Below are 13851 nucleotides of genomic sequence, written 5' to 3' on the forward strand. Positions count from 1 at the left end.
AACCTTAAGAATAAACCCGAAGCAAGCTCCGGGTTTAGATATACAGAAAAGAACAAATTGTCTTTATGCCTGCTCAGCAGTGCTCTCTTCCACAGGTTTGGGCGAGGCCTTAGCCAGACAGATAAAGCCTGCTATACCGGCTATCAGCGAGGCTACCAGAACCCCTGCTTTCGCCAGCACCAGATCATTTGGACTGCCAGCAAATGCCAGTTCAGATATAAAGATCGACATGGTGAAACCAATACCGCCCAGGAACGCAACACCGACAATATGCAGGAAGTTGCAATTATGAGGCAGCTCACCCCAACCCAGCTTCCAACCCACCCATGTGGCTCCGGCAATACCAATCAGTTTTCCGAGCACCAGACCCAGGGTGACACCCAGAGTGATGTTATTGAAGATTTCTGTATCTCCAGAAAAAACGTTGAAGGGAATGCCTGCGTTCGCCAGAGCAAAAATAGGGATCACTATGTAGGTAACAGGCAGGTGCAGACCTGTTTCAATTCGTTGCAGTGGAGCTTCTGCCAACCGGGAACCATCTCCCAGAGCCCGAACATAAGCACGCATTTTTTCATTGCGCAAAACATTCTCACCGGGCCGATAACTGCTATCAAATCGTCGAATCAGATTTTTTATCTGGTCACTGAATGCTACAGGATCGTATTTAGGTTTGGCTGGTACGGCAAAGGCAGTAATAACGCCCGCCAGTGTTGCATGAATACCTGCTTCGTATAACTGGAACCAGAGACCAGCCCCCACAAGCAAATACGGCAGTGGGTTACGAATACCGGAAGCATTCAGAACCGATAACAATGCAGTAAAGCCAGCAGCCCATATCAAGGCAACCTGATTGATTTCATTGGTATAGAAAAGAGCAATGATTGCAATGGCGCCAAGGTCATCCACAATCGCCAAAGCCACCAGGAAGGTAATCAGGCTGTTAGGAACACGGCCACCGAGAAGTGCGCATGTGCCGACAGCAAAGGCAATATCCGTTGCCATCGGAATACCCCAACCATCAGCAGCAACGCCGGTTGGGTTGATGCTGGCGTAGATAAGAGCGGGTACCACCATGCCACCAATGGCTGCCATGATAGGCAGAACGGCATGTTTGAGATCCGACAATTCCCCTACAAGAAATTCACGCTTGAGTTCGAGACCTACGTGGAAAAAGAAAAAAGCCATCAGACCATCATTAACCCAATGATGGATAGACATCTTCAGGCCGCCATCACCGAAAGAGATGCCTGCGTAAGTCTTTAGAATATGTTCGTAGGCAGGGTAAAGATTACTGTTTGCAACCACGAGTGCGATTACAGCGCAGATCATCAGCAAAATGCCGCTGGTAGTCTGACGATGGATAAATTCTTCAAAAGGCGTGAGGATGCGATCAAATGCCTCCTCCCAGCGAGCGTTATAAACTTTGCCTTTTCGACCAATAAACTTTTTAAAATTATTTTCAGCCACAGCGACTCCGTGCGAGTGTCCAGCAATGACATCGTAGCCTACATCATGCGCCAGTAGATGTAATCACTAATTCTTATCCGTCAGCCATTTCTCACAGCACTCTATCCTGTGCTGCACTATTTCAGCCCCTTCCAGCCCATAAATGACAGCGCTTTCGCACTCAAACAGTGCAATGCATTTATCCCATAATTTACGGTTTCAGTCACTACTGTCTGAAACCGTTGTAAGGCACGGATTGCACTCGCATCCACTTCTCGGAGTAACCTGCCATCAAGCAATTACACAACTGTCCCAGTCAGACTGATGGAGTGTTTTTCAGGGAAGCCATACTCGTGGGCAATCCAATGGAATGTACAAGTTTGATATCTCCAGATACAAGAAAGGCTGCACAAGGCAGCCTTTCTCTAGCATCGGATAGCTTAAGCTATCAGACTTCGCCGAAGTTAAGAGCTTCAGACAGAGCCGCTTCAACTTCAGAAGCAGATACCTTGCTCGGTACTTCGAACTCTGGCTCTTCACGACCCTTACGACGCTCTTCGTGGTAAGTGAGACCTGTACCAGCCGGGATCAGACGACCCACCACTACGTTCTCTTTCAGACCACGCAGGTAATCGCGCTTGCCGGTCACCGCCGCTTCGGTCAGTACTCTTGTGGTTTCCTGGAAGGAAGCCGCAGAGATGAAGGACTCGGTAGCCAGAGACGCTTTGGTGATACCCAGCAGTACACGCTCGTACTTGGCAGGGATCTTGTCCTGGGAACCCAGCTTCTCGTTCTCTTCCAGAACTGAGGTCAGTTCCATCTGATCACCACGGATCAGTGAAGAGTCACCGGTGTCGCTGACTTCTACCTTACGCAGCATCTGACGCAGGATGGTTTCGATGTGCTTGTCGTTAATCTTAACGCCCTGCAGACGGTATACGTCCTGGATTTCGTTAACGATGTAACGGGCCAGCTCACCGACACCCAGCAGACGCAGAATGTCGTGCGGGTTGGTAGGACCGTCGGAGATTACTTCACCCTTGGTAACCTGTTCACCTTCGAACACGTTCAGGTGACGCCACTTCGGAATCAGCTCTTCATACGGATCGCTGCCATCGTTCGGAGTGATAACCAGACGCTTCTTGCCTTTGGTCTCTTTACCGAAGCCGATAGTACCGGTGATTTCCGCAAGGATAGAGTGCTCTTTCGGCTTACGGGCTTCAAACAGGTCGGCCACTCGTGGCAGACCACCGGTGATGTCCTTGTTACCGCCAGACTGCTGTGGAATACGGGCAACAACGTCACCGATTTCTACAGTGGTTCCGTCCGCCAGGTTAACCAGAGCGTTCGCAGGCAGGAAGTACTGCGCCGTTACGTCGGTGTTAGGCAGCTTCAGTTCTTTACCGTTGGCATCCAGCAGCTGGATAGCAGGACGAATGTCCTTACCAGCAGAAGGACGATCCTTCGGATCCAGCACTTCGATGTTGGACAGACCGGTCAGCTCATCAGTCTGAGTCTTGACGGTAATGCCTTCTTCCATGCCCAGGAACTTAACGGTACCGGACAGTTCGGTCACGATTGGGTGCGTGTGTGGATCCCACTTGGCTACAACCTGACCAGGTTCAACGCCAGTGTTGTCCTTAACAGACAGAACAGCACCGTATGGCAGCTTGTAACGCTCACGCTCACGACCAAACTCATCAGCAATGGCCAGCTGGCCGGAACGACTTACAGCAACCAGATTGCCGTCTTTACGCTCAACATGCTTCAGGTTCAGCAGACGTGCTGTACCCTTACTCTTCACAGAGATGTTGTCCTGTGCGGAAGCACGGGAGGCAGCACCACCGATGTGGAAGGTACGCATGGTCAGCTGTGTGCCGGGCTCACCGATGGACTGTGCAGCGATAACGCCAACAGCTTCACCCTTGTTAACCAGGTGTCCGCGACCGAGATCACGACCGTAGCAGCTGGAGCAGATACCGTAGCGGGTATCACAAGTGATTGGAGAACGAACATTGACTTCATCAACGTTCATCAGCTCCAGTCGCTTAACCCAGGCTTCATCGATCAGGGTACCGGCTGGTACTGCAATCTCGTTATCCGCACCAGGCTTCAGTACGTCTTCAGCAACAACACGGCCCAGAATACGCTCACCCAGAGGCTCAACAACTTCACCGCCTTCGATGTGCGGAGTCATTGGCAGACCACGTACTGTGCCACAGTCGTCTTCAGTAACAACCAGATCCTGAGCCACGTCTACCAGACGACGAGTCAGGTAACCGGAGTTAGCTGTCTTCAGAGCGGTATCCGCAAGACCCTTACGAGCACCGTGAGTAGAGATGAAGTACTGCAGTACGTTCAGACCTTCACGGAAGTTCGCGGTGATAGGTGTCTCGATGATGGAGCCATCTGGCTTGGCCATCAGACCACGCATACCAGCAAGCTGACGAATCTGTGCGGCACTACCACGAGCACCGGAGTCAGCCATCATGTAAACGCTGTTGAAGGATTCCTGTTCTTCCTCTTCACCCTGACGGTTAATCACGGTGTCGGACTTCAGGTTGTCCATCATGCGCTTGGCCAGCAATTCGTTGGCACGAGACCAGATATCGATCACCTTGTTGTACTTCTCACCCTGGGTTACCAGACCGGAAGCAAACTGGTTTTCAATTTCACGAACTTCTTCGTTAGCATCATCGATGATACGGCTCTTGTCACCCGGGATAACGAAGTCGTTAACACCGATGGAAGAACCGGAGATGGTCGCGTAGTGGAAGCCCATGTACAGCATCTGGTCAGCAAAGATAACAGTTTCTTTCAGACCAACGTTGCGGTAGCAGGTATTCAGCAGACGAGAGATCGCCTTCTTCTTCATGGTCTGGTTGACCAGTTCGAAAGGCAGGCCTTCAGGCACAATTTCCCACAGCAGGATACGACCAATGGTGGTATCAGCCAGGAAAGCATTGCTGTGCTCTACGCCGTCGTCGTCTTTGTATCTTTCAGCAACACGTACCTTGATGCGGGCATGCAGGTCAGCATGGCCAGTACGGTACGCACGCAGGGCTTCGTTGACGTCAACGAAGGCCATGCCTTCACCCTTGGCGTTAATACGGTCACGGGTGATGTAGTACAGACCCAGTACAACGTCCTGGGAAGGTACGATGATAGGTTCACCGGATGCAGGCGCCAGGATGTTGTTGGTAGACATCATCAGGGCACGGGCTTCCAGCTGGGCTTCCAGAGTCAGAGGTACGTGTACCGCCATCTGGTCACCGTCGAAGTCAGCGTTATAAGCCGCACACACCAGTGGGTGCAGTTGAATCGCTTTACCTTCGATCAGAACCGGTTCGAACGCCTGGATACCAAGACGGTGCAGGGTGGGTGCACGGTTCAGCATAACCGGGTGTTCACGGATTACGTCAGCCAGAACGTCCCAAACCTCAGGGGTTTCACGTTCTACCATCTTCTTGGCAGCTTTGATGGTGGTCGCCAGACCTTTGGCTTCCAGCTTACCGAAGATGAATGGCTTGAACAGTTCCAGAGCCATTTTCTTGGGCAGACCGCACTGATGCAGACGCAGGGTAGGACCTACGGTGATTACAGAACGACCAGAGTAGTCAACACGCTTACCAAGCAGGTTCTGACGGAAACGACCCTGCTTACCCTTGATCATGTCGGCCAGGGATTTCAGAGGACGCTTGTTGGAACCGGTGATGGCACGGCCGCGACGACCATTATCCAGCAGCGCGTCTACAGATTCCTGCAGCATACGCTTTTCATTGCGGACAATGATGTCTGGAGCGTTCAGGTCGAGCAGACGCTTCAGACGGTTGTTACGGTTGATCACGCGACGGTACAGATCGTTCAGGTCGGAAGTCGCAAAACGACCGCCATCCAGAGGTACCAGAGGACGCAGATCGGGTGGCAGAACCGGCAGAACGGTCAGAATCATCCACTCAGGATTGTTACCTGACTTGTGGAAAGCTTCCAGCAGCTTCAGACGCTTGCTCAGTTTCTTCAGCTTGGTTTCAGAGTTGGTTTGCGGAATCTCTTCACGCAGCATTTCAACTTCTTCGCCCAGCTCAATGTCTGCCAGCAGAGCCTTGATGGCTTCAGCACCCATGCGGGCGTCAAAGTCGTCACCAAACTCTTCCAGAGCTTCGTAGTACTGCTCGTCGTTGAGCAGCTGATTCTTCTCCAGGGTAGTCATACCCGGATCGATCACTACGTAAGACTCAAAGTACAGTACCCGCTCAATGTCACGCAGGGTCATGTCAAGTAACAGACCGATACGGGACGGCAGGGATTTCAGGAACCAGATGTGGGCAACAGGGCTGGCCAGTTCGATGTGACCCATACGGTCACGACGTACTTTAGCCAGTGCTACTTCTACGCCACACTTTTCACAGATTACACCACGGTGCTTCAGACGCTTGTACTTACCGCACAGGCACTCGTAATCCTTAACCGGGCCAAAAATCTTGGCGCAGAAAAGGCCGTCACGCTCAGGCTTGAACGTACGGTAGTTGATTGTTTCCGGCTTTTTAACTTCACCGTAAGACCAGGAACGTACCATCTCTGGGGAAGCCAGACCGATACGAATCGAGTCAAACTCTTCAGTTTGACCCTGGGTCTTGAGTAGATTCAGCAAGTCTTTCAAGATCGCATCTCCTCGATCAATCCGGTAGCCGGGCTATGCCCGACCACCCGATTTCACGTATTCGTTATTCGGTGTCCAGCTCAATGTCGATACCCAGAGAACGAATCTCTTTCAACAATACGTTGAAGGACTCGGGCATCCCGGCTTCCATTCGATGATCACCATCGACGATGTTCTTGTACATCTTGGTACGGCCGGCGACATCATCAGACTTAACAGTCAGCATTTCCTGCAGGGTGTAGGCAGCACCGTATGCTTCCAGTGCCCATACCTCCATCTCACCGAAACGCTGACCACCGAACTGGGCTTTACCACCCAGCGGCTGCTGGGTAACCAGAGAGTAGGAACCAGTTGAACGTGCGTGCATCTTGTCATCAACCAGGTGGTTGAGCTTCAGCATGTACATGTAGCCAACGGTTACCGGACGGTCAAAGGCATCACCCGTACGACCATCGCTCAGTTTTACCTGACCTGTGTCGCTGATATCAGCCAGACGCAGCAGTTCCTTCACTTCAGACTCTTTGGCGCCGTCAAATACAGAGGTGGCCATGGGGACACCGCCGCTCAGGTTCTTGGCCAGATCCATGATTTCTTCATCAGAGAACGTGTCCAGCTCCTCAACACGACCGCCGCCAACACCGTTATAGACCTGATCCAGGAACTCACGAATTTCAGCGACTTTCTTCTGGGACTCGATCATCCGGTTGATCTTGTGACCCAGACCGCGTGCCGCAGCACCCAGGTGAGTTTCAAGAACCTGACCAACGTTCATTCGAGACGGTACACCCAGAGGGTTAAGTACGATATCAACCGGGTTACCTTCTTCATCGTATGGCATGTCTTCGACAGGCATGATGATGGAGATAACACCCTTGTTACCGTGACGACCCGCCATCTTGTCACCAGGCTGGATACGACGCTTGATAGCCAGGTAAACCTTGACGATTTTCAGAACGCCAGGCGCCATGTCGTCGCCAGTCTGCAGCTTTTTCTTCTTGTCTTCGAAGCGCTCGTCGAGCTGTGCACGACGCTCTTTCAGCTGTTCTCTAGCCAGATCCAGCTGCTCATTCAGAGCTTCGTCAGACATGGACAGACGGAACCACTGCTCGTGCTCCAGACCATTCAGGAACTCGTCAGTGATGGTGTTGCCCTTGCTCAGACCAGGACCACGGTCAACAGGCTGACCACGCAGAGCTTCACGCAGACGGTCGAAGGTATCTTCTTCAACAATACGGAACTCTTCGTTCAAGTCTTTACGGTACTCGTCCAGAGCCGCCTTTTCGATGGCCTGGGCACGGACGTCTTTCTCAACACCATCACGGGTGAATACCTGTACGTCGATAACGGTACCTTTTACAGAGGTAGGTACACGCAGAGAAGTATCTTTAACGTCAGAAGCCTTCTCACCGAAGATCGCACGCAGCAGTTTTTCTTCCGGAGTCAGCTGAGTCTCACCTTTAGGTGTTACCTTACCGACCAGAATGTCGCCAGCGCCTACTTCAGCACCCACATAAACAATACCGGCTTCGTCCAGTTTGTTCAGTGCAGATTCACCTACGTTTGGAATATCAGAAGTAATTTCTTCTGGTCCCAGCTTGGTGTCACGAGCCACACAGGTCAGTTCCTGGATGTGAATCGTGGTGAAGCGGTCTTCCTGTACAACACGCTCGGAGATGAGGATGGAGTCCTCGAAGTTGTAACCGTTCCAGGGCATGAACGCTACGCGCATGTTCTGACCCAGAGCCAGCTCACCCATGTCTACGGATGGACCGTCAGCCATGATGTCGCCGCGGGCGATGGTTTCACCGGCACGAACCAGTGAGCGCTGGTTAATACAGGTGTTCTGGTTAGAACGGGTGTACTTGGTGAGGTTATAGATGTCTACACCGGCTTCACCAGGCTGCAGTTCATCATTGTTGACACGAACAACGATCTTCGCCGCATCAACAGTATCGATGACACCACCACGCTGGGCAACAACACATACGCCGGAGTCGGACGCTACGTTGCGCTCCATGCCGGTACCTACCAGAGGCTTGTCGGCGCGCAGAGTTGGAACTGCCTGACGTTGCATGTTCGATCCCATCAAGGCACGGTTAGCATCGTCGTGCTCGAGGAATGGAATCAAGGACGCCGCAACGGAAACCACCTGCTTGGTAGAAACGTCCATGTACTGGACTTTTTCAGGACCCATCAGGGTAAATTCGTTACGGTGACGAACGTTAACCAGCTCTTCTGTCAGGATTTTGCTGTCGTCCATCTTTGCAGAAGCCTGAGCGATAACGTACTCACCTTCTTCGATGGCGGACAGGTAGTCGATCTCGTCAGTAACCTTGCCGTCAACAACCTTGCGGTATGGGGATTCCAGGAAACCGTAGTCGTTGGTACGAGCATAGGTCGCCAGGGAGTTGATCAGACCGATGTTTGGACCTTCAGGCGTTTCGATAGGACATACACGACCGTAGTGGGTTGGGTGTACATCTCGAACCTCAAAACCTGCACGCTCACGGGTCAAACCACCAGGGCCGAGCGCGGATACACGACGCTTGTGAGTTACCTCGGACAGCGGGTTGTTCTGGTCCATAAACTGGGACAGCTGGCTGGAACCGAAGAATTCCTTGATAGCAGCAGCTACTGGCTTGGCGTTGATCAGATCCTGAGGCATCAGGCCTTCAGATTCTGCCAGGCTCAGACGCTCCTTAACGGCACGTTCAACTCGAACCAGACCTACACGGAACTGGTTTTCAGCCATTTCACCCACGGAACGAACACGACGGTTACCGAGGTGGTCGATATCGTCACAGATACCTGTACCGTTACGGATGTCTACCAGCGTTTTCAGAACGTCAACGATATCGGCATTGTCCAGAACACCTGAACCGGTGTCAGCTTCACGACCCAGACGACGGTTGAACTTCATACGACCTACCGCAGAGAGGTCATAGCGCTCTGGAGAGAAGAACAGGTTACCGAACAGGGTTTCTGCTGCTTCTTGTGTAGGTGGCTCACCAGGACGCATCATACGGTAGATTTCTACCAGTGCTTCCAGGCGGTTTGTTGTAGTGTCTGTGCGCAGGGTATCAGAGATGTATGAACCGCAATCCAGTTCATTAGTGTACAGGGTTTCAACCTGTTTGATACCGGCTGCCAGCAGCTTTTCGTAAACTTCAGGTGTGATTTCAGTGTTGCATTCAACAATGATTTCACCGGTTGCAGAATGAACAACTGTCTTGCCCAGAACCTTGCCGTAAATATACTCAACCGGAGCGTCCAGCTGTTCAATACTGGCTTTCTGTAGCTGACGGATGTGACGTGCAGTAACACGACGACCCTGTTCAACCAGAACATTGCCTTCACCGTCTTTAATGTCAAAGCTTGCAGCTTCACCACGCAGGCGCTCAGCGGCAAACTCAGTACTGACAGTTTCAGCACCAATGCTGAAGTCTACAGTATCGAAGAAGTAGTTCAGGATCTCTTCATTGCTCATGCCCAGGGCACGCAGAAGGATCGTAGCAGGCAGCTTACGACGACGGTCGATACGTACGTAAAGCATGTCCTTCGGATCAAACTCGAAGTCCAGCCATGAGCCACGGTAAGGAATTACACGGGCAGAGTACAGCAGTTTGCCTGAAGAGTGAGTCTTACCACGGTCGTGGTCAAAGAACACACCAGGAGAACGGTGCAGCTGAGATACAATTACACGTTCAGTACCATTTATTACAAAGGTACCGTTCTCAGTCATGAGCGGAATTTCGCCCATGTAAACTTCCTGTTCCTTGATATCCTTGATTGCCTTGTTGGCAGAGTCTTTGTCATAAATAATCAGGCGCACTTTTACACGCAGAGGAACTGCGTAAGTGACACCACGAAGTTGACATTCCTTGACATCAAACGCAGGAGTACCGAGCCTATAGCTCACGTATTCCAGCGCCGCATTTCCAGAATAACTTACGATTGGAAATACGGATTTGAATGCAGCATGAAGACCAATGTCCTCACGTGCGGCCGGCTCTTTTCCGGACTGCAGCAGCTTGTGATAAGAATCAAGCTGAATCGCCAGAAGATAGGGCACATTCATGACATGCGGCAATTTGCCGAAGTCTTTGCGGATGCGTTTTTTCTCTGTATACGAGTATGCCATCAGCGTTCCCCAGCTTGGTCACCTGGTTCTGGCTTCAGACCGTCTGGTCTGGCCATCTAGGTTTATTGAGGGCGGGTGGCCCCCTTTTGATACCCAATTAAAAAACGGTGATTTCAACCGTTACCGTTGCATGAGCTTTAGCGTCCAGAATAAAAGTCAGACTTTCATCCACTACCTGCCAATGACACTGCAACTTTCTCAGATTGAAGGAGGTTTACTTCGACGCGGTTGCAGGACATACGGCGTGTGCCCTAACCGGTTTTGACTCCATCAATTTATTGAGCAGCCATCGATCACTGCCATCCAGCATGGAACGATATAGCTCATACAACGGAAAAAGGCCGGTGCCATACAGGCACCAGCCACCTGAGTCTATTATGCAATAGGCTCTGGATATTTCAACGCTGTCGTAGAATTACTTGATTTCTACGGAAGCGCCAGCTTCTTCCAGCTGCTTCTTCAGCTCTTCAGCTTCGTCCTTGCTCACGCCTTCTTTCAGAGGAGCAGGAGCGCCGTCTACAACGCCTTTAGCTTCTTTCAGACCCAGGCCAGTCGCGCCGCGAACAACCTTGATTACGTTTACTTTCTTGTCGCCAGCAGCAGTCAGAATTACGTCGAATTCAGTCTGTTCAGCAGCAGCAGCGCCAGCGTCGCCAGCAGCAGCAGGAGCAGCAGCAACTGCAGCAGCAGCAGAAACGCCGAACTTCTCTTCCATAGCTTCAACCAGCTCAACAACGTCCATTACGGACATTTCAGCGATTGCATTCAGGATATCTTCTTTAGACAGAGCCATTGTATGTCTCCAAAAATCTTTGTTGGGTATATAACCCGGAATTCATTAAATAAGAGAGAAAAACCAGCCTGTGCAGGATTATATGCCCGCTAAGGGCTTCACCTGCCAAAAGGCTTATGCGGCTTTCTTCTTCTCGTCGGCAACAGCTGCCACTACACGTGTAATGCTTGATGGGAACTCGTTCAGAGTTCTTGCAAGCTTGGTTACAGGTGCAATCATTACACTCATCAGCATCGCGCGAGCCTGATCCAGAGTAGGCATCTTGGCCAGAACATCAATCTGTTCTGCACCCAGAACCTGTCCAGAGATGGACAGAGCCTTAACTTCCAGAGCATCGTTCTCTTTAGCGAAGTCCTTCATCAGACGCGCTGCCGCGCCTGGGTCTTCCTGAGAGAAGGCCAGCACAGTTGGACCAACCAGAGAGTCTTGCAGGCACTCAAATTCAGTGCCTTCAACAGCGCGCTTGGCCAGGGTGTTACGTACAACCTTCAGGTATACGCCACCGTCACGAGCCTGCTTACGCAGTTGAGTCATCTGGTCAACCGTGAGACCACGGTAGTCCGCGATTACAGCCGACAGAGCGCTTTGTGCAGCCTCGCTGACTTCGGCGACAATCGCCTTCTTGTCTTCGAGTCCTAACGCCATTGGCTTTACTCCAATTTATGAAGTGAACACTCAGCTATTCAACTAATGAGTAGCTGAGCACTTACAATACGGTGAAGGGTCAAATAGCAAAAAACTGAATCAGTCTTTTGTATTGCTCACCGTCTACGCAGGAAATTAAGTATCAATCTTTTTGTCAGGCCTCCTGGCCCAACCCTGATTTAACAGGCACAGATCTCAACACCTACGATCTTTGACGGCCTCCGGAAAACCGAAGACCCCAAAGTCTTTCGGATACCTGCAGACATCCGGCCTGCAGCATTCCCTATCTCTATGCCAGCCCTGAACTGCATTGCTCAAGGCTGTTCAGCAAAAGCTGTGAATATTAGATATTCAGAGAGCTCATGTCGATGGTCAGACCTGGGCCCATAGTCGAGGACAGGGTAACCTTCTTCATGTAAACACCCTTGCTGGAAGAAGGCTTCAGCTTCTTCAGTTCAGCCAGCAGTGCTTCAGCGTTCTCTTGCAGAGAGCCCGCTTCAAAATCGATCTTGCCGATACCTGCGTGGATGATACCGTTCTTGTCAGTACGGAAACGTACCTGACCGGCTTTAGCATTTTTAACTGCTTCAGCAACGTTTGGAGTAACAGTACCCACTTTAGGGTTAGGCATCAGGCCGCGTGGACCCAGGATCTGGCCCAGCTGACCTACAACGCGCATCGCATCAGGAGAAGCGATTACTACGTCAAAGTTCATTTCGCCAGCTTTAACCTGTGCAGCCAGGTCATCCATACCAATGATGTCAGCACCAGCTTCTTTAGCGGCTTCAGCGTTTGCGCCCTGCGTAAACACAGCAACACGAACGTCTTTACCAGTACCAGCAGGCAGCACGGTAGAACCACGAACAACCTGATCGGATTTACGAGGATCCACGCCCAGATTCACAGCAATCTCAACGGATTCCTTGAACTTAACGCTGGATACTTCTTTCAGGACGCTAGCAGCTTCTTCAAAGGAATAAGCCTTTTCAGCTACAACCTTCTCAGCGATCATTTTGGCGCGCTTGGTCATTTTAGCCATTATTCTACACCCTCCACGTTGACACCCATGGAACGAGCAGAACCAGCGATAGTGCGGATTGCCGCATCTTCGTCTGCTGCAGTCAGATCAGGCTCTTTAATCTTGGCCACTTCCAGCAGCTGCTCACGAGTAGCAGCACCCACTTTTTCAGTGTTTGGACGACCGGAACCTTTCTTCAGCTTCAGAACTTTCTTCAGCAGAACAGATGCAGGCGGAGTTTTAGTCTCAAAAGTGAAGCTACGGTCGCCGTATACGGTAATAATTACCGGGATTGGCATACCAGCATCCAGCTCTTGAGTCTTAGCGTTAAACGCCTTACAAAACTCCATGATGTTCACGCCGTGCTGACCCAGAGCAGGACCAACAGGTGGTGAAGGATTAGCTTTACCTGCAGGAACCTGCAGTTTGATGTAAGCTTCGACTTTCTTAGCCATATCAACCTCAACAATGGGTCACCGCTTTAATCTCTGCCTCTTGACTAACATCAAGAAACAGGCATCTCAGCTACCCGTTTTAGGCTTACGCCCTTCAGATAAAAACCCTGTACTGCATACACAGTACAGGGTCTTGAATACTTAAAGCCTTCAAACTCAGACTTTTTCGACCTGAATAAATTCCAGCTCGACAGGGGTAGAACGACCAAAGATCATCACCGCAACATGCAGGCGACTCTTCTCATAGTTCACTTCTTCTACCACACCATTGAAGTCTGCAAATGGACCATCAATGACTCGAACCATTTCACCAGGTTCAAACAATGTCTTAGGACGAGGTTTCTCAACACCTTCCTGAACACGCTGCAATATAGCATCCGCTTCCTTTTCAGTAATCGGCGCGGGTTTATCTGCCGTCCCGCCAATAAAGCCCATTACTCGAGGAGTATCTTTAATAAGATGCCAGCTATCTTCGTTCATTTCCATCTGGACTAACACGTATCCAGGGAAGAACTTACGCTCACTTTTGCGCTTCTGGCCGTTTCGAATCTCGACCACTTCTTCTGTGGGCACCAAAATCTCACCAAAGAGATCTTCCATACCATGAAGCTTTACGCGCTCGATCAGCGAACGCATCACCTGCTTTTCATAGCCGGAGTAGGCATGAACCACATACCAACGTTTCGCCATTAT

At 51.1% G+C, this 13851-nt stretch carries 8 protein-coding genes; all 8 read right to left on the bottom strand.

Translation table 11 applies throughout. The annotated features are described in order from the left end of the window. Positions 1 to 63 precede the first annotated feature (63 nt). Positions 64 to 1467 (bottom strand): Na+/H+ antiporter NhaA, encoded by a 1404-nt coding sequence (gene nhaA / locus WG89_RS13175; protein ID WP_079253826.1) that lies wholly within the window; start codon positions 1465 to 1467, stop codon positions 64 to 66. Between the two features lie 427 nt (positions 1468 to 1894). After that, positions 1895 to 6106 carry a DNA-directed RNA polymerase subunit beta' gene (gene rpoC / locus WG89_RS13180; RefSeq protein ID WP_062266809.1) on the bottom strand — a complete coding sequence of 1404 codons (4212 nt, stop codon included), beginning with the start codon at positions 6104 to 6106 and terminating at the stop codon, positions 1895 to 1897. A gap of 64 nt (positions 6107 to 6170) precedes the next feature. Then, positions 6171 to 10247, bottom strand: a complete 4077-nt coding sequence (gene rpoB, locus WG89_RS13185) for a DNA-directed RNA polymerase subunit beta (RefSeq protein WP_062266813.1) — start codon at positions 10245 to 10247, stop codon at positions 6171 to 6173. A gap of 415 nt (positions 10248 to 10662) precedes the next feature. Further along, complete coding sequence (gene rplL, locus WG89_RS13190) at positions 10663 to 11040, bottom strand: 50S ribosomal protein L7/L12 (RefSeq protein ID WP_062266816.1); 378 nt, start codon at positions 11038 to 11040, stop codon at positions 10663 to 10665. A gap of 114 nt (positions 11041 to 11154) precedes the next feature. Beyond that, the gene (gene rplJ / locus WG89_RS13195; RefSeq protein ID WP_062266818.1) at positions 11155 to 11685 is read right to left on the bottom strand and encodes a 50S ribosomal protein L10; all 531 of its coding nucleotides are present in this window, start codon (positions 11683 to 11685) and stop codon (positions 11155 to 11157) included. 343 nt (positions 11686 to 12028) lie between these two features. Next, positions 12029 to 12724 (bottom strand): 50S ribosomal protein L1, encoded by a 696-nt coding sequence (rplA, locus tag WG89_RS13200; RefSeq protein WP_062266820.1) that lies wholly within the window; start codon positions 12722 to 12724, stop codon positions 12029 to 12031. Further along, the gene (rplK, locus tag WG89_RS13205; RefSeq protein WP_062266823.1) at positions 12724 to 13158 is read right to left on the bottom strand and encodes a 50S ribosomal protein L11; all 435 of its coding nucleotides are present in this window, start codon (positions 13156 to 13158) and stop codon (positions 12724 to 12726) included. The genes rplA and rplK overlap by 1 nt, the downstream gene beginning before the upstream one ends. Before the next feature lie 156 nt (positions 13159 to 13314). Beyond that, complete coding sequence (nusG, locus tag WG89_RS13210; RefSeq protein WP_062266825.1) at positions 13315 to 13848, bottom strand: transcription termination/antitermination protein NusG; 534 nt, start codon at positions 13846 to 13848, stop codon at positions 13315 to 13317. Between the last annotated feature and the right edge of the window lie 3 nt (positions 13849 to 13851).

The sequence above is a fragment of the Endozoicomonas arenosclerae genome, assembly GCF_001562015.1.
Taxonomy (GTDB): domain Bacteria; phylum Pseudomonadota; class Gammaproteobacteria; order Pseudomonadales; family Endozoicomonadaceae; genus Endozoicomonas_A; species Endozoicomonas_A arenosclerae.